Below are 17,920 nucleotides of genomic sequence, written 5' to 3'. Positions count from 1 at the left end.
GGCGACCTAACGGTCGCCCGTACCCATATCTGTTTTCAATTAGACTCTTATTCTTCCACTACGTTCTTGAAGTACCAATGGATGTCGCCGGTAATCGTCGCGTCGTCCAGTGTGCCGCCCTCGGTTCCAACGGTGGAACCGTCGTTGGTCTCGATCACTCCGTCAAATACATTGAAGGAACCGTCTAACATCTTCGCTTCCGCCTCTTCGATCTTCGCTTTCGCTTCCGGATCATTCAGGCCGGAAAGCTCGGAAAGCGTTACCAATCCTTCCTTCATTCCGCCGTAGTAGTTTTCACCGGTCCAGGTTCCGTCGATGACAGACTGAACCGCCGTGGTATAATATTTACTCCAATCCCACATAACGGAGCACAGTACCGCATCGGGAGCGTCCTTGCTCATATCAGAGTTATATCCAACGCCCCATACGCCAGCTTCTTCCGCAGCCAGCTGAGGGTTCGGGGTGTCACAGTGCTGTCCGATCACATCGCAGCCCTTGGCGATCAACGCTTCTGCAGCCTGCTTCTCGCCTTCGGGATCATACCAGCTGTTGGTTACCTTTACATAAACTTCCGCATCCGGATTCACAGAATAGATTCCCATGGCAAAGGCATCCAGGCCTCCGGTAACCTCTGTATTTTCTTTATCCATCGCCGCCACATAACCGATCTTATTGGATTCGGTCTTCAAACCGGCTGCGATACCGGATAAATATCTGGACTGGTAGATTCTTCCAAAATAGTTGTTGAAGTTCGTTCCGTTGCTCTTATAACCGGTACCATGGGAGAAAATGATGTCCGGATATTCGGCTGCCAGTTTCTCGCAGGTGTCCATATAGTTAAAGCTGGTTGCAAATATGACGTTGCATCCTTCTTCGATACACTCTCTGATCGCGTTCTCGGTCGCAGTCGGATCCGTATCCGGGATCTTGTTCTTACGGATGATCTGGCTGTCTTCGAGTCCGATAGTTTTCTGCATTCCCTGGATTCCCAGGTCATGGGTGTAGGTATATCCGGAACCTTCCGCCGGATCTGTGATATGTATAACGCCTACTTTGATCTCTTCTTTGGGGATTGCCTTGAAGATCCCTTCCCCTGCGGCTGCATCTGCGGGAGCTGCGGATTCCTGCGCGGGAGCGGCTGTCTCGTCCGCCGTTTCGGGAGCTTCGGATGCTGCCGGAGCTTCATTTGCCGCGGGTTCTTCTTTGCTGCCGCAGCCTGTCATCATAGCCGCTGTCATCGCTACACACAACAGAACACCTAATACTTTCTTTTTCATAACGTTCCTCCTAATGTTGTTTTTATTATAAATGAGGTCTCGGCAGAGACTTCATTCATAACCTTTTGTGTCCACCCTGACTTCGCCCTCATTTTACTACAAATAAATTTAAGCGTCTACAGGTTACCCCCGTAAACGCCCAATTTTTTTACAAATATTACCAATTATACTGATGTTTTATTAGCATAGCTTATTAATGCCTCGGGGCAATTATAACAGCAACTTATTGATTAGGCAACTGGTATATCCTGGTATTTGTTATAACCCGGTATTTATTATAATCTTAAATTTCTTTTTGAGTCCCGCTGCCTGTTTTATCCTTTGGAAACCCCTAATCTGAGCAGTTGGTTTGACATGCAGTAATGGATATCCAGCAGCAGTTCCTTGCCAGGTCCGGGAAAATAGATCTTTACTTTGTTTTCCTGCACCTCCCGTATCACTCCATCCCCGTATTTCTTATGGTTGACCGGCGCTCCTTTTACCAGTCCGGCCCGATCCAGATAGTATTCTCCGATAAAGCGGGACGGTGACAGCTTTTTTCCGTACTGTTCCTGCAAAGAATAGATATGCAGATAAGTTTTGGCCCTGGTCATAGCCACATAGAACATGCGGCGTTCTTCTTCCAGGTCCGCTTCCAGTACCGCCTTCCGGTAAGGGGTGATCCCCTCGTTCACATCGATCAGGATCACCAGCTGGTATTCCAGCCCTTTCGAGGCATGCATCGTGGAAAGGGTGACCCCGTCCGGTACTTGGATGCGGGCGGCGGCCTGCTCTCTTAGTTCCCGGGTATACTCTTCCATATGCCGGAACCACTCTTCATAGTTCTGATAAGGACGCGCGCTTTCCTGAAGCTGGTTCAGGGTATCATAGAGGTCTTCCGCCGACAGCCGCCGGAAATCCGCATATTCTTTTAGATATTCTTCATATCCGATACCGTGACGGATATAATTAACCGCGGAATAAGGCGGCATATTTTTAAGGAGCTTGAGATCATATTCCATCTTGTCGATGCGCTCCTGCATCCAGTTTTTCCCCTCATAGAAGTTTCGTAAGCTCTGAAATTCCACGACCGGCTTGTCAAACGCTTCCCGGCTGAAGTATCGTTTGGGACGGTTCATGATCTGAAAAAAATCCTGACGGGACAGTTCTTTTACCGCTAAACGGATATAGGCTAAGATATCGCGGGTAATCCAGTGGTCGTACAGATTGGGAATCCGGTCTTTGGCCCGGAAGGGGATATTATATTCCAGCAGCCTTTCCATCAGGCGGCCCGGCTGGGTGTTGGTGCGGAAAAGAATGGCCATCTGATTCCATTCTATGCCCTGCTCGCGATAGTATTTTAATTGCCGGATGACTTCCCGATATTCCTCCTGTGGATTGGCACATTCCGCAAACTTAATATCCCTGCCTTTTTTACGGACCGTATTGATCTGTTTTGGAAAACGGGCCTTATTATTGGCAATGATGCGCAGGGCGCCTTCGACGATGTCCGGCGTGGACCGGTAGTTGGTGTCCAGCAGCACTCTTTGGGCCTTTGGATAATCCTCTCTGAAGTTCAGCATAATCTCCGGCTTTGCTCCCCGGAACCGGTAGATAGACTGATCGTCATCTCCCACGATAAACAGATTATCCTCCGGCGCCGCCAGAAGCCGCACGATATCATACTGAATCTGATTGATATCCTGGCACTCGTCTATGAGGATATACCGGTATTTGTTCTGCCAGGCTTTCAGAATATCCGGCCGGCTCTCAAACAACTCCAGGCAATACACCATCATATCGTCGAAATCCAGCTGCCTTGCCTTTTGCAGTTTCTGCTCATAGGTTTGATAGATCTTTTGAAACACCTGATCCGGGCAGTTCCGGGCATGATAGGATTCCAGGGCTATCCTCTCGTTTTTCACGCTGCTGATTTCCGAGAGGATTCCGGCGAGAAAATCGGCTTCGTCATCGATCTCCAGCTCGATGTGTTCCAGGATCTCCCTAAGATATGCATACTTCTGCTCTTCCCTTAAAATGTCCGCCGCGGTATACCCATAAGCATGTTTCAGAATCGAGAAAAATACGGCGTGAAAAGTACCGAAGGTTACACGGGCCGTACCTGCCATCAGCTTTTGAAACCGTTCCTGCATTTCCCTGGCCGCAGCTCTTGTAAAAGTTATCACCAGGATACCGGAGGGGTCCACTCCGTATTCTTCAATCAGGTATTTTGTCCTCTGGGTTATCACAAGGGTTTTTCCCGAACCCGGTCCGGCCAGGACTAGCATGGGGCCTTCCTTATGACGGATCGCCTGAGCCTGGGATTTATTAAAACTCATTCTTTCCTCCGACGCCGCAGGATTCTGCGGTATTCTTTCTTTTTTCAAAGTTTATTTTGACGCGGTAATGTGAATATAGTAAGATAGTATAAATGTTTTGTTGTTCCATTGTAAAGAGAAATCAAGATATATTTTAACAAAATATGTCTTTCATAGGAAATGAAAAGGATTATCGTGCATGTCGAAATTTAAAACGACTTTTTATACTATAGAAACAGGAAAAATCCCGGGTCTCAAACGGCCGTGGCGGCTGGCTCTGCTGGCTGATCTGCACAACAAAAGCTACGGGCCGGATAACCGTCTTCTCCTGGAAGAAATACGAAAAAATCATCCGGATGGAATTCTCATCGCCGGCGATTTGATCATCTCGGACCGGAAAAAACAGGAAGTCCACAAAGATGCGGCTTATCAGCTTTTAATCGCTCTGGCGGCGGAATATCCGGTCTATCTGGGAAACGGGAACCATGAACACCGGATGCGGGAATTTCCCGATTCCTTTGCCGGGGAATATGATTCCTATATCCGGATGCTGCGAAGCTGCGGCATTCACACACTGGTCAACGGGCATCTGACGCAGCAAATCGGCGGAGCTTTGGTTACTATCTATGGATTTGAACTGGATTTCAGCTATTATAAGAGGTTTACCCGCAAACCCTTTGCTGTCACGTGTCTGACGGACGCACTGGGAACTCCTGATCCGGGACACTATAACATCCTCATCGCCCACAATCCGGTCTATTTTCCACAGTATGCCAAATGGGGCGCGGATCTGACCGTCTCCGGCCATCTTCACGGCGGCATTATCCGTATACCGGGAATCGGTGGCCTGATCACTCCCCAGGCCAAACTTTTTCCGAAATACGACGCAGGATATTTTGAAGAACAGGGCCGCTCCCTGATCGTCAGCCGGGGGCTCGGCTCCCATACGGTCAATCTTCGTATCTTTAATCCGGCTGAGCTGATCTTTATCGATATTACAAACAGACAAGAGGACATCACAAAATGAAACTACAATATAAACATACGGTATATGCAAGCTACTTAGGATACATCACCCAGGCTATCGTCAACAACCTGCCGCCCCTGCTGTTTATCACCTTTCAGAAAACCATGGGAATCTCATTGAGCGAATTGGGATTTTTAGTATCCCTGAACTTTGGCGTCCAGATGCTGGTGGATCTCATCTCCGCCAAGTTCGTCGACCGGATCGGGTACCGCGTCTGTATCGTGGCCGCACATATCTGCAGTACGGTGGGCCTGGTGGGACTGGGCCTGTTTCCCAAGTTCCTGCCAAGCCCCTACCTGGGCCTTATGATCGCCGTGGTCATCAACGCCATCGGCGGCGGGCTGATCGAAGTGCTGGTAAGCCCCATCGTCCAGGCCCTGCCCGGAGATGAAAAAGCCAGCGCCATGAGCATGCTGCACTCCTTCTACTGCTGGGGACATGTCACAGTCGTTCTGCTCTCCACACTGTATTTTGTCACGATCGGCCTTTCCCGCTGGTACTATCTTCCGCTTATATGGGCTGTTCTCCCGTTCTTTAACACCTTTTTCTATGCAAAGGTGCCGCTGCTTACGCTGACCGAGGAGCACAGCGTCATGCCGCTGCGGAAGCTATTTTCCATGAAGATCTTCTGGCTTTTCCTGATCCTGATGATCTGCTCCGCCGCATCCGAGCAGGCTATGGCGCAGTGGGCTTCCCTGTTCGCTGAATCCGGCCTGAATGTATCCAAAACTATGGGGGATCTTCTCGGCCCCTGCGCTTTTGCCGTCTGTATGGGACTGTCCAGAACCTTTTACGGCAAAAAAGGTTCTGGAATTGATCTGAAAAAATTCATCCTGGCCAGCAGCATCCTCTGCATGATCAGTTACCTGCTTGCGACCCTGTCCCCGATTCCGCTTCTCTCTCTGGCCGGCTGCGCCCTGTGCGGTCTGTCCGTTGGAATCATGTGGCCGGGTTCCTTTTCCCTGGCTGCGGAATACTGTCCGGCAGGCGGAACGGGCATGTTCGCGCTGCTGGCTCTGGCCGGCGATATCGGCTGTTCTTTGGGGCCGGGTATGGTGGGCGTCATCTCCAATTCTGTGGCCAGCCGGGACGGTTCCCTGCCGAATCTATTATTTGGCAATTTAACCTCAACCGAAGCCGGATTGAAAACAGGGCTGCTGTGCGCGACCCTCTTCCCGGTGCTGATGTTCTTTGCCGTTTCCGTTTTATCCAGGCTCAGAAGGCCCCCAGATCCGGACATTCGGCATCACCGGAGCTGACTTTTTTCTTTTACTGTATCTTCGTGATCGTTCTTTTACTGTATCTGCGTGATCGTTCTTTTACTGTATCTGCGTGATCGTAAAATCCTGTCCGTATTCAACAACAGCGGTCAGGTCCGCTTCTTCCGCGTATTGGGGCGCGGGCCAGTTCCCGATCTGCAGGGCAGGAGTGAACAGCATATGGATCGTCTCACCCAGTTCAAAATCTACGATGGTTCCCCAGTAGATATCCATGACTGGTTCTTCCGCCCAGGAGGTGTCTATCGTTCTGATTTCGCGTCCCTGGGCATACAAGGTCAGGCTTTGTCCAACAGGATCGTAATCATAGGATATCTTCTGTTCCAGCTGGCTCATATAATCGTCCGGCTGGAACATGGTTTCTTTCAACAGGCCGTCCCGGGTTCTCTCAAACAGGTATAGATTCCAGATGTTCAGCCCGGTTCCGGATGCCCCAAGTATCTTCATCTGCAGCTGCTCTTTGCCGGAGTCCCAGTAGATCTCAGGCAGGAGGGCCCGCGGCGAAGTCCCATATGTTATGTCAAAACGGCTGATCCCCTCACCGTTCCGAAGGAGGACTCCCCGGCCGGAATATTCAGCGTCGTTGTATCCATATAGAGTGATTTGATCTTCCGGCAGTTCTGCCAGTATCACAATCTCCCCGGTTTCCGATCCGTCATACCGGTTTTGAATCAGCTCCAGCTGCCCGGCCGTGACCGCATTCAGTCTGGCCATTAACTGTTCCTGATCCTCGGCTTCCGATCTCCCGGACCCATTTTCCAAAGCCCATTCCTGGTTGGCTATTTTTAACAGATGTGCCTGGAGCTTATCTAAGCGTTCATCGAGGCTGCCGCTTTTCCCAAATATTGACTCGTACTGCTGATCCATCCACCGGAACTCTTCCGTCTGCCTGATCGGCTGCTCCACTGTACTGTAAAACGCCTGTCCGTTCCTGGTCTCTAACAGGAGAATACTGTGTTCCAGATAGCCGTTAAGGGCTTGCAGAAACTGCCGTACCGCTTCTGCGTCAAACAGATACCTGTCCTTCTCCGCCATATAGTTTATCTCGTTTTCTTCCCTGACCTGCTGTTGACCGGTCTCATCTAAGGAGAACAGCTGGTAGGACATCATCCCTTCTCCCGGCTGCAGCCGCGCTGTATATCTCAACAGAAGATCTTCCTCGTCCGTCTGATATAAATAATAGGAAATGCCGGTCTGTCCCGAAAGTGGAAACTGTGACTCCCAAAGCTCGTCTCCCCGCCTGTTTTTCACCTGCAGCGCAGCCATACTGTTTTCCTGTGTATTTTCCGGTATCTCTGCCAGTATGGTTTCCTCTTTGCCATCCTGAGTCAGATCGGCGGGTATTCCTCCCCGGTTTGCGGACAGCGGATCTGCCAGGAAGAAAAACGCGGCTGCCGCGCCCAGAATGACGGCCGCTGCTTTCACCCAGGTGCTTGGCCTTCTGTAACGCAATATATTTTTCACCCGCTGCTTTGTATTGCTCTCTCCAAAAGCCAGCGGACGGACTGTCCGGTTCTGTCCCCGAAGCGCCAGATTTAACAGGGAACGGCAATAGTCTCCTCCCTTATTCTCTCCCAGTCTTGCCATTACCGCTTCGTCACAGGCCATCTCCATGTCTTTTTCCATCAGACGGTAAGAGAGCCATACCAGCGGATTAAACCAATGGATCACCAGGGCCAGATAAAATACCGGTTTGAAAACCGTATCTCCTCTCCGGATGTGCATCCGTTCATGCAGCAGTACATGTTCCTTCTCCTCCGGCGACAGATCCGCAGGCAGATAAATCTTCGTCCGAAACATTCCCAGAACGAAAGGGGTTCTGATCCCGTCGCTGATGTAACAGCCTTCCCCGTCCGGTATGGCTGTCCCTAATCTTCTTTTCAAGCCGATATAACTGCATAAGCTATACAGGAGCAGCAAAACGATACCGCTTCCCCAAATCACACAGCCCGCACCCGCCAAGGCATTTGGAATATCCGGGGCGGCATTCGCTCCGGACACCGTGGGTTCTCCTGCGTCCGGGATCTGAAGTATCTCCGCCCGTTCGGCGCCGCTTGTCTGCCGCTTCCCAGTCGGCAGCCCTGCTGCCCCGGCATCCATGTCTGCGGAAGCGTCAGGAAAAACGCTGCCTGTCCCTGCAATATTTTCAAGCGCTTCCTCCGTCTGTGCCGCTGTTTCCCCGGCCGCGTTTCCCTCCTGGCTCTGATTCCCGCCCAAGTTTCCCTGCAGATGCGCTTCCTCCTCTTCCAGGAGCCGCACCGGATCCAACCTGCCGCCGGGAACCAGACTGAACGGACTTTCAAATGCCACCGGGCAGACCAGGCGGATCAGCACGATCCCCCACAGCAGGCTGCAGAACATCTTCGGCAGCCTCCTCATCAGCAATCGGATAACCACCATACAGATAATCACATAGCCCGACACAATGCTCATGCGAAGCACCGTCAGGAATAAAAGCTCAGGTTTCATCGGCCCGCCCCCCGTTCTTATCCTCGATCAGCTTCCGGATCTCCCGTACCTCCTCCTCAGACAAGGGCCGGTCCTTTAAAAAAGCCGCTAAAAACAAAGGCAGCGAACCCCCAAAAGTCCTTTTCACAAACTGCTCGCTCTCCTGCCTTTGTATCTCCTCCTTCGGAATCCTGGAAGTCACCACCGAATTTTCCACTTGGAAGATTCCTCTGTCACACAGCCTTTTCAGCACCGTATAAGTCGTCGTACGTTTCCATTCCAGTTTCTCAGCGCACAGCTTCACCAATTCACTGGTCGTAACCGGCTCCCGGTCCCATACGATACAGGCCAGCCGGTATTCACTGTCAAAAATCTTTGGTATTTCCATATATCACACCCCCAAGCGCAAACATGTCTAATGCATTAGACATATTTAGTCTACTGCATTAGACATGTTTTGTCAAGGACGTGGAAGGGGCTTTTGGCCACCCTTTCCGGCTGCGAATCCGACCGGTCCCGCAGCAGCCGCTAAGAACCGGAATGTCAGATTATCCCTCTGTATGGGGACTTAAACGGGATCACCTTAACTTCCTTTTTCTTCTGTCCCTATACGATGCGAAACTCCACCATAATTTTGCCGTTGCTGGTCCTGGCCTTCAGATGTTTCCGCTGATCCGGATACTGGTAATTCGGAAGATTGTTCGATGCATTGCTGGTCTTGCTCTCGATTCCGTAATCCCTCATATCCCCCAGGATATTACCGGTAATAGAAGCGTTCGAGGTGGTCAGCACGATGTTATCCCCGATGATGTCCTGCAGAAAGATGGAGCCGTTCTTTGTAGACAGCAGCAGCGTATCGGGAAAGCTGCAGTTGGCGGCGCGAACCTTCTCATTGCTGGTAATCGCTTCCAGCCTCCTCCCTTTTAAATCTCGGAGAAGAAGTCCTCCATTGCTGGATTGCAGCAGCATGGTGCCGGCAGACATATTTTCCGCCGTGATCTTCGCATTGCTGGTGATCAGCTGGATATCCGCCATCCCCGGCAGGGAGGCGGCATTAATTTGACTGTTGGACGTCTTGACTCTCATGCTTCCGCGGAAGTTCTCGGGAATCTCCAAGATCAAACGCTGGGGAAAACGGAACCAGTTTACAATATTTAACGGAAATATCCGCATCCGGTGCCGGAAGATAAATTCTCCGTTGTCTACTGTGTGAATGACCTCATCCACGCCTTCCCGGGGCTGGAACAATACCCGGACGGTTCCTGCCGGAACCTGACGGATCTCAACTCTTAAATTCTGCGCCTCAACCAAGACTTTTGTGATGGGCGAGCGGGTTGTATAGTCCTGCTGGTTTTGTTCTGTTTGTCGAGGCATAAGAATCTGCGCATATTCTTTGTATTCGTTTTTTATTTGAACGGCGATGTCCTCCGGTTTTCCAAACCCTTCGATAATGTTTTCTTCCGTTCTTCCCTGCTCCAATCCATCGCAGATCAGTTCCTGGTAATACTCTCTCAATTGGTCTATCTCACTTTGCTTCAACTGGGGAAGCTGCTCTGTCAATCGGCTCAGAAATTCGTCTTTTTTCATGATTTACCCTCCTGGCTGTTTTTTTCCACAAAATTATAAATCTGCTTCATTTCTTCCCATTCACCCAAAAATTCATTAATTTTCCCGATTCCCGTTTCTGTGATCTCATAGTATTTTCTGGTTCTCCCGTTGTATTCCTGCTTATAGGTGGTCACGAAACCGGCGCTCTCCAGCCGCTTCAGAATAGGATAAAGGGTTGACTCCGATATCGCTATACATTGGGACACCTCTCCTATAATCATATAGCCATAGGAAGGTCCTCTCTTTAAAACAGACAGGACACACACATCCAATACTCCCTTTTTTCTCTGGGTATCCATTTTCCACCTCTTCCCAAATTATGATTTTAATACTACGCTATACAATGCTATGCATTACATACTATGTATAATATAGTATATCGATTTATTTGTCAACAGAATATTTTTCTTTTACATCCTGCAACATTTCCTTTATAATGTGACACTAGAGTTATATACCCGGAATATAATTGGGCGCGGTCATCAATCCGATTCCTGAAGATTACTAATTCCGAATTAGGTATTATACGAAAAACATATAAGGAGTATTGTATTATGAAAAAAAAGCATATTATTTTAATTTTGGTATCTGCCGTGATACTCATTCTGATCGCCCTGGCTGTCCTCTTTGCCGTCCGTAAGAATAAGGAGGAAAAGGCCGCCATTCAGGCTATGTACATACCCTACGGGGAAGATTCTTATATTATGGCCAGTGATGAAAGCGGTGTATTTACGGTTCATTTTCCGGAGGATATCTACGACATCAGCGGGAAAAAGATCACTCAGGATCAATTGGTGAAGGGCAATATCTTAAAAATCTACGGAAATGGAATCATGCTTGAGTCCTATCCCGGCCAGTACCCGGGAGTCACCAAGATCAAAGTTGTGGAGCAGGGCTCCCCTTCCGATGCGGATCGCTATCAGGATATTATCGACATGATCTATCAGGAACCGGATCCGGCCGAACCGCCCAGTCTGGATGTAAACTACCGGACAGATCTGGCTGTGGTCACGGCCATGACCACCCGAGGCGGGTTCCGCTGGGAATATCAGGATAAGGACGGTGCAGCGCAGTCTGTCGTGGCAGATGCCCCCAGCATGCTGGCTAATTCGGACCTCGCAGATATTTCCCTTACCGACCCGACGGATCTGACACTGCTCTTTACCAAAAAACCCGACGAAGTCACTGTAATCCGCTATACTTCCGATCATTACAAGGATCAGGCTTATATTGAGAGCAATCCGCAGGGTGAGCACGTGGAAGTGTCGGCCGTGGAAGATGGCAGCTATCTGATTTCTCAGGCGGAAGCCGGTTATATTTATGTGGTTCGGGCCGTATGGGGTTCCAGTGAAGTAGAATTCGGTTTTATGACGAAATAACAGGTCCCAGAGAATCTCTGTACTTCTATATTACATTATCGGCATAAAATAAAAATGAAATCTGTATTGCAGACAGTGTATTGGGAATAATTACCAGGCTTAATCTCCTTTCTATACCAACGTTTTCTTTCACCAACTCTTATTAGGATTTGGAAATAACCGAAATTATTTGTTCAAAACAGAGAAAAAAAGTTTGTACAAGACTTTTAGTCCCTAATCCTATATAATAAAAGTACGCGATTGGAGAATGTAGAAAGGAGATGGCTAAAATAGCAGATAACGAAAAACTGGATTTGATTCTGTCCGCAATTACCGATCTGAAAACTGATGTCACTGAGCTTAAGTGTGATGTCACCGAGCTTAAGTCTGGGTTCACTGAGCTTAAGTCTGAGGTCAACGAGCTTAAGTCAAATGTTTTCAGGCTGGAGTCCAACGTCTCCGTGCTCAATGACAATGTCTTTGAGATTGACCAAAGCCTCTGCACTCTTCAAACCGATGTGAAAACACTTTCCCGTGATGTCACTCTTTTAAAGATGACCCTGGAAAACGAAACGAATCGGAATATTCAGATAGTGGCAGAAGGTCATTTGGATCTTTACCGGAAAATGATACAGGCTACCAGCACCGCCCAAAATGCGGAAAGCTTGATTGAGATGCACAGTATCCGTTTAAATCGTCACGACAACGAGATCGCCGCATTGAAATTGGCATAACACTAGAACACACTTAGGGTGTATCTAAAAAGCTGCCGGTTAATACCGGTTTTAAGTTTCTTCCCAAATGAATTAAGAAGATTCTATGGTATGACATACTTTTCAACCATAGAATCTTCTTATTTTTTTGCCGTCGTTTACTTTTAGACCGTAATATTCCTGCAGTTACGCTGTTTTACATAAAAATGGCTAATACAATGAAGCCCAAAATGGTCGTTAAAGTCATCACGGATAAAGAGGAGGAAACATATTCTCTTTGTTTTTCATCATCTGCAAATACCGGAAGTACATAAGGCGGCGGTAAAATCAGCATCACATTAAGCGCCATATCCAGACTGTCTCCCATTCCGGCAAGACGTACCATAAATCCGGCCAGCACCCTCAGCGCTGCCATAATCACAATACGGATTACCGTTACTTTTCCTACCGCCAGCCATGGAATATGGTCTAATACTAAGTCGTACCCGATGGTGAGCAAAATGATGGCGCTGGTCGGCGCACTGACAAAGCTGGTACAGGCATCTAGCATACTGCTAATTCCAGCCCCGGCCATCAGATCATATATCCCTGTCGCTCCTAAGAGCACCCCGGCCAAAATAGCAATTACCGTTGGTGACCGAAACATTTCTGCCGCCAGCTTTTTTGCAGAGATCTGTTCCTGACCGTTCATGCCCAATAAAATTTTATATAAGGTAAATACAAAAAGCACCTGCCCTAAGTCAATACTGGCAAAATCACTGATCCGGTCGGAACCATATAGCAGCATAAACAGAGCATATCCCAGCATACCTGCTTCAAAACCTGTAGTTAAAAATGGTATAAACCGGGACTCCATATGGAACACGGTCTGAAAAACCTTGCCCAGTACCCATGCTAAAATACAAATTCCAAACATCATCAGGGTCAAAATAATATTTTTTCCAGAATAATCCATGGCAGCAAAAGCATTTACCATAACCGCCGGCAAAGTAATATTTACTACCACACTTTTTAGTGCGCGAATTCCTTCTCTGCTTAACAGCTTGGTCTGCCGGCAGATCATACCGATGGCCAGCATCAAAATCACCGGCAGAATTGTGTTACAAATCTGAATCACATTTTCCATTATGGCCTCCTATTATACTCTGGTTACTTCTTTTATCCATTTATTTCTCCGATACCGGATCATCATCTAAATACACTGTTTTCCATTCCTAACATTTTCATTTTAGCATATGATAGAATAGCTGAAAACAGAAAAAATAAGCCGCAAGGTATTTCTACCCTACGGCCACGCCCAGCTCATAAGCTTTCGTTTAAGGGAGATGATGAGTAAGTCCAAGTCTCCCCTGCTCAGGACTATCTAGTTCCCTCCGCTTCCAAAACCGAAACTCAAAAATTCATATTATCGCCGTCTGTTATCCTCCCGGCTGCCGCTCTCTCCATCTTTACGCTTTTCTCTTTTTTAAGCAGATACCAGGAAATACCGACCAAAATAACGCCTACGGTCGCCATTCCCGCATACACACCAGGAACATCCGGCAGGAAACCAAGCGCCTCCGCAAGATAGGTTCCACAGAAGTTGAACAGCGCATGCAGCAAAACCGCTGCGTACAGGGAATGATAACGCTCGTTGACGAATCCCAAGAGCAAACCCAGACAGAAGGCATACGTCCCCTGTATCCAATTCATATGTATAATTCCAAAGAGCAGCGCCTGTAAGATATTGGCCAGCAGGAAATTCAAACCTGCTCTTCTGGCAAACTTATAGGTTAGACCCCGAAATATCACTTCCTCACAGATCGGAGCAAATACAATTGTTGAGATGGTTGAGAGAACAGTTCTGTCAGCGATACCGGTCTGCTCCATCAATAAATTATAATCTTCCATTAAATTCGGAAACGCGAATCCTGCAAACGATAGATAAAGTGTAATGATAAAATAAAATCCGACTGCCAGACAGATCTCCGCCGAAAAAGATCTCACGCTGAAAACCTGCGCAAGCTTCAACCGCTCTTTTTTCCGCACAAATCCGAAATAGTACCACAGCCCGAACCCGACCATCCAGCTGATCTGTATCATAATCAAAAGCAGCATGTAGTGATCCATTACCATCTGTGGCAGTGAATTCAATATATCAGTCAATGACATCGGCATCCCTTTTGCATTCGCAGATATCAATTCCATAAACATGATACCCAGGATCACCACTACCTCCACCAGCAGTTCAAGAACTATCATAGACACGGCCGGTACCAGGGCCAGTAGAAAATTACCTATTTTTTTCATCATCTTATGCGTCTCCTTATAATTTCTCAAGAATAGCTATTGCCGTTTTTTATTATAACACACAAAAACAGCTTTGCGTGTATGAAATAGATTTCACAGGCTGAATCTTTCTTTCCGCTCTGTCATATTTTTCGGATAACTATCTATACCGGTTTATCCTGGTTCGGAATTGCGGATTCATACATTCACTTATACCCAAAGAGGATCAGATATGATACGATAGAAATAATAAAATTGCCTATATCTCTAAGGAGGTCTGCAGCTATGGCAACGATAAAAGATGTAGCTAAGAGAGCGGATGTCGGGATAGCAACCGTATCCAGAATGATGAACGGGACAGGCTATGTATCGGAAAATTCCAGGAAAAAAATCGAGGAGGCCATCCGGGAACTGAATTTTATCCCTAATGAGCGCGCCAGGAATCTTTCCATGAAAAAATCAGGAATCATAGGAGTGATTATCCCTGATTTCCAGACTCCCTTCTATGCGTCCTTTATCCGGCAGGTGGAGATCGCCCTGTATAAATACGGATATAAAACGATGGTCTGCAACACCGTTAAGACAAGTGACAGGGAGAAGGAGTACCTGGACATGTTAGACCGCAATATTGTCGACGGAAGCTAGCCCTCCGCACTCCCAGGGAGATACAAAAGATCCCGGCCGTCCGGAGCGTCCCCGTATACCGCCCGCGGTTCCAAGCTGTAAGCAGCGGACATACGAAGCTCCTGGCGGCCGGAGGCCCCAGATACCGTCCCGGTTCCAGCCAAAAGCAGCGGCCATATCCAAACTCGAGGAAGAACCGCTTGTCAGCCGGTTTCAGGGATACTCTCTATTTTCCCTCCGCTATACCTACTCCTTCGGGCAGGTCCAGCCGCACTTTCACTTCCGATTCGAACCGGGTCAGCTCCACGCTGATCTCTCCTTTCGGCGTCGGAATACTTCCACGCGCGTAGGTAAGCTCAGGCGGCAGACAGGGCTGAAACCGGATCTTGCCAAATCCCGGTTCCGCCGGAACCACCCCCAGAATCCGGGTGGGCAGCTGATACGTCGGCGTGCCTCCCCATGCATGGGAATAATCACAGTCAAATCCATACCACACTTCTTTTAAGGCATCCGGATTTTCGTCCAGCAGGCTTTCCCACCTTCGGATCTGCTTTAGGCCGTATGTCTCAAACAGCCCGGTCTGCTGAAGCGCTTCAAACACAAAATGCATAAAATAAGGCTGCGCCTGGCTGAGCGTGGGATCTTCCATCACACGCGCCATCAGTTCCTGCTCTCTCTCCTTCGGTATAACATGGTAAAGTACCGCAAGCGTATTCATATGCTGACTGTAAAATCTCCGATCCACATCCGCCGGCATCCATCTGGTGGATTCCCGGGCCTCCGGGTCATACAGGCCGTCCACATACAGCTGTTTTTCCTCATCCCACAGTTCCCGGTGTATACTCTCCGCAACCTGGCGGCGCAATCTCTCATACCCGTTAATCTTCTCTTCCCTGCCGCCAAGCAAATGAAGAATCGAGACCGCCCGCTCTAAAGCTCCGGCGAACATAGCGGTCAGATACCCCTGCCCCATACATTTCGGCGGGTGATGCCTGTTGAAACCGCCGTCCTCCACCCAGTCCATGAACATATAGTTAGGCGCCTTTTCTATCAGCCCGTTCCCGCCCAGATAAGAGGTGAACAAGCGAAGAATTCCATCTATGGTCTCTTCCGTTTTGGACAACAGCTCCAAGTCTCCCGAGTACATGGCGTAGTCCAGAATCATTCCGATATACAACAGGCAGTAACTGGGATGGAACATCCGGTAGTCCCGCTCCTTCAGATAGGCGGCTATCTTCAGGATATCGAATCTGGTCAGATAGGGATCGCCGAAAGTGACATAATTCATCAGGCTCTCAATCATATAATCCCCCATACATCCCAAAGGCTCCTGGTGGATCGGGGAGTCCATATGGTAGGTCTGCCGGCAGATCTGATTCGTCCTGCAGCCGGCCAGATAGATTTTCTCCAGCAGCGGATCGCTGCACTGGAAGCTGCCCTTTAATTCGGACGGGTATGCGCTTATATTGATCCCCGCAGCATGGATCACACAGTCCTGCCAGACATTGGAAAGCGTGATCTGCACATATCGGATACTCTGCATTCTGAGTGTTTCCAGACCGGCCTGCTCATCCCCCAAAGTCAGTGTCACCGTCGTTCCGTCCCGCTCTACTTTTCCCGGAAACTCCTGCATGTGCAGCACGGCTTTTGTCCCTTTCCCGCCTTTGATATTTAAGAAAAAATAGGCAGCGCAGATCCTGCCGAAATCCAGCCAGAATGTCACAGGCGCCCCCTTTGTAATCCGGATACGGTCCGCATCTGTGTTATAGAAAACCCGTTCAGCCCCGGGATCAAAAGGATTCAGCACTTTTTCCGGCCTCTGCTCCAGATATATCAGATTCGGTATCGGCGTGGCGTATACAGGAGGAAATAGTTCCTGTTTCTTTACCACCTCCGCCCAATCCCACGTCTCGTCCCGGTATCCCCAATCCTCCTCTTCCAGTGTATACGTGCCGTCCCAGGAGGACCGGGCTGTGTAAGCCCTGTCCCGGACGCATTTCCAGGTGTCATCGGTGGCGGTCAGCACATTCTCCCTGCCGTCCGTAATTTCAGCCAGCAGGCCGCCGTGCCCGCAGGAGATCTCCGACTGTACCACCGCTCCCAGACACACGCGAACCGTGATCACATTTTCTCCTGCCCTAAGGAAATCCTGAACCTTATAATTCTCATAAAATTTGTAGGGTACGCTTTCACAATTCGCGTAATCCCCGCCCGGCTGCGCGCTCCCCCGTCCCACAGGCCGGCCATTTATAAAAACTTTGTAGGAAGAATCCGCCGTTATATACAAATCTGCCCGATCCGGTTTTTCCCCGCACCACATTTTTTTCTGAAACACAAAAACCGCAAAGGGACCGTCTTTTCGTTGAAACATGGTATAATCACAATTTTGGTACTCCGGATATGCCCCGGACGGCGCCCAGATCCATTGCGCCTTCCACTTTCTCTGCTCCCGGGGAAGCCGGAAACCCTCCGCCTCTTTGCTGTATATCATTCCATTTCGAAACACGGTCATTTTTTTCCCATCATAGGGTATCTTTGTCTGTTCCATATTTAATCTCCTTTTGCAGCCCCTGGTTCAACATTTTCCACAAAACCAGAGCACATACGCTTATTTCTATCATAACATAAAAAGCGGCCGTATAGGAACCGTTCCTCTCGTAGATGACGCCGCCGCCCCAAGAGCCCAGGACACTGGTTACCATTCCATTGGCATTGAGTATTCCAAGGTTAATGCTGCGGTAACGGGTTCCGTACTGCCTGGTACAAAAATAAGTGATCAAAACCGGCAGGCTTCCGTATGCCAGCCCGGTAAACAGGTAGGCCCCCGTCAGGATCACGCCGTTTCCCAGCAGCTGCGCGGATAAAAGGCCAAGTGACGCGATACCGACACTGGCGGAGGCTGTGCCCATTCCAAAACTTCTTCCCTTCCGGTCACACAGTCTGCCGTACAAAATCCTTCCGCCTGCATTTCCCACGCTCAGGACCCCGGCGGTCCAGGCTGCTTTTGCCGGGGATACTCCCAT

At 49.0% G+C, this 17,920-nt stretch carries 15 protein-coding genes; 5 read left to right on the top strand and 10 right to left on the bottom strand.

Features of this window, described 5'->3' with window-relative positions:
• Positions 1-47 precede the first annotated feature (47 nt).
• A complete protein-coding gene (locus KTH89_RS13355) occupies positions 48-1,277 on the bottom strand; it encodes a BMP family ABC transporter substrate-binding protein (protein ID WP_158345552.1) in 1,230 nt (409 codons plus the stop codon).
• 314 nt (positions 1,278-1,591) lie between these two features.
• Positions 1,592-3,595: an ATP-dependent helicase gene (locus KTH89_RS13350; protein ID WP_238722043.1), complete on the bottom strand. Its 2,004-nt coding sequence runs from the start codon at positions 3,593-3,595 to the stop codon at positions 1,592-1,594.
• A 178-nt stretch (positions 3,596-3,773) separates the two neighbouring features.
• Between KTH89_RS13350 and KTH89_RS13345 the strand changes: the two genes are divergently transcribed.
• Positions 3,774-4,601: a metallophosphoesterase gene (locus tag KTH89_RS13345; protein WP_238722042.1), complete on the top strand. Its 828-nt coding sequence runs from the start codon at positions 3,774-3,776 to the stop codon at positions 4,599-4,601.
• A complete protein-coding gene (locus KTH89_RS13340; protein WP_238722041.1) occupies positions 4,598-5,860 on the top strand; it encodes an MFS transporter in 1,263 nt (420 codons plus the stop codon). The genes KTH89_RS13345 and KTH89_RS13340 overlap by 4 nt, the downstream gene beginning before the upstream one ends.
• A 60-nt stretch (positions 5,861-5,920) precedes the next feature.
• Here the strand turns inward: KTH89_RS13340 and KTH89_RS13335 are convergent, their stop codons facing one another.
• From KTH89_RS13335 to KTH89_RS13320, 4 genes are all read right to left on the bottom strand, one after another.
• Positions 5,921-8,347: a M56 family metallopeptidase gene (locus tag KTH89_RS13335; RefSeq protein WP_238722040.1), complete on the bottom strand. Its 2,427-nt coding sequence runs from the start codon at positions 8,345-8,347 to the stop codon at positions 5,921-5,923.
• Positions 8,337-8,714, bottom strand: a complete 378-nt coding sequence (locus tag KTH89_RS13330) for a BlaI/MecI/CopY family transcriptional regulator (protein ID WP_238722039.1) — start codon at positions 8,712-8,714, stop codon at positions 8,337-8,339. The genes KTH89_RS13335 and KTH89_RS13330 overlap by 11 nt, the downstream gene beginning before the upstream one ends.
• A 218-nt stretch (positions 8,715-8,932) precedes the next feature.
• The gene (locus KTH89_RS13325) at positions 8,933-9,913 is read right to left on the bottom strand and encodes an HAAS signaling domain-containing protein (protein ID WP_158345546.1); all 981 of its coding nucleotides are present in this window, start codon (positions 9,911-9,913) and stop codon (positions 8,933-8,935) included.
• Positions 9,910-10,233: a PadR family transcriptional regulator gene (locus tag KTH89_RS13320; protein WP_158345545.1), complete on the bottom strand. Its 324-nt coding sequence runs from the start codon at positions 10,231-10,233 to the stop codon at positions 9,910-9,912. Before KTH89_RS13320 ends, KTH89_RS13325 begins: the two co-directional genes overlap by 4 nt.
• 255 nt (positions 10,234-10,488) lie before the next feature.
• Here KTH89_RS13320 and KTH89_RS13315 point away from each other — a divergent pair, with 255 nt between their 5' ends.
• Together KTH89_RS13315 and KTH89_RS13310 are read left to right on the top strand one after the other, a co-directional pair.
• Positions 10,489-11,313, top strand: coding sequence for a hypothetical protein (locus KTH89_RS13315; RefSeq protein ID WP_238722038.1), 825 nt, complete (start codon positions 10,489-10,491; stop codon positions 11,311-11,313).
• Between the two features lie 260 nt (positions 11,314-11,573).
• Positions 11,574-12,026: a hypothetical protein gene (locus KTH89_RS13310; RefSeq protein WP_238722037.1), complete on the top strand. Its 453-nt coding sequence runs from the start codon at positions 11,574-11,576 to the stop codon at positions 12,024-12,026.
• A 175-nt stretch (positions 12,027-12,201) separates the two neighbouring features.
• Here the strand turns inward: KTH89_RS13310 and KTH89_RS13305 are convergent, their stop codons facing one another.
• Both KTH89_RS13305 and KTH89_RS13300 read right to left on the bottom strand, forming a co-directional pair.
• Positions 12,202-13,131 carry an AEC family transporter gene (locus KTH89_RS13305; RefSeq protein WP_238722036.1) on the bottom strand — a complete coding sequence of 310 codons (930 nt, stop codon included), beginning with the start codon at positions 13,129-13,131 and terminating at the stop codon, positions 12,202-12,204.
• A 266-nt stretch (positions 13,132-13,397) separates the two neighbouring features.
• Complete coding sequence (locus tag KTH89_RS13300) at positions 13,398-14,297, bottom strand: type II CAAX endopeptidase family protein (RefSeq protein WP_238722035.1); 900 nt, start codon at positions 14,295-14,297, stop codon at positions 13,398-13,400.
• Positions 14,298-14,558: 261 nt separating this feature from the next.
• On the opposite strand from KTH89_RS13300, the gene KTH89_RS13295 reads away from it, so the two are divergent.
• Positions 14,559-14,918: a LacI family DNA-binding transcriptional regulator gene (locus KTH89_RS13295; RefSeq protein WP_238722034.1), complete on the top strand. Its 360-nt coding sequence runs from the start codon at positions 14,559-14,561 to the stop codon at positions 14,916-14,918.
• A gap of 205 nt (positions 14,919-15,123) precedes the next feature.
• On the opposite strand, the gene KTH89_RS13290 is transcribed toward KTH89_RS13295, so the two are convergent.
• Both KTH89_RS13290 and KTH89_RS13285 read right to left on the bottom strand, forming a co-directional pair.
• Complete coding sequence (locus KTH89_RS13290) at positions 15,124-17,445, bottom strand: alpha-L-rhamnosidase N-terminal domain-containing protein (protein WP_238722033.1); 2,322 nt, start codon at positions 17,443-17,445, stop codon at positions 15,124-15,126.
• Entirely contained in the window at positions 17,420-17,920 is a 501-nt protein-coding gene (locus KTH89_RS13285) for an MFS transporter (protein WP_330656690.1), read from the bottom strand. Before KTH89_RS13285 ends, KTH89_RS13290 begins: the two co-directional genes overlap by 26 nt.

It is taken from the genome of Diplocloster agilis (genome assembly GCF_019042275.1).
Lineage (GTDB): Bacteria > Bacillota > Clostridia > Lachnospirales > Lachnospiraceae > Diplocloster > Diplocloster agilis.
The sequence above is the reverse complement of the archived record's forward strand: the minus strand, read 5'-3'. Positions and strand labels throughout refer to the sequence as shown.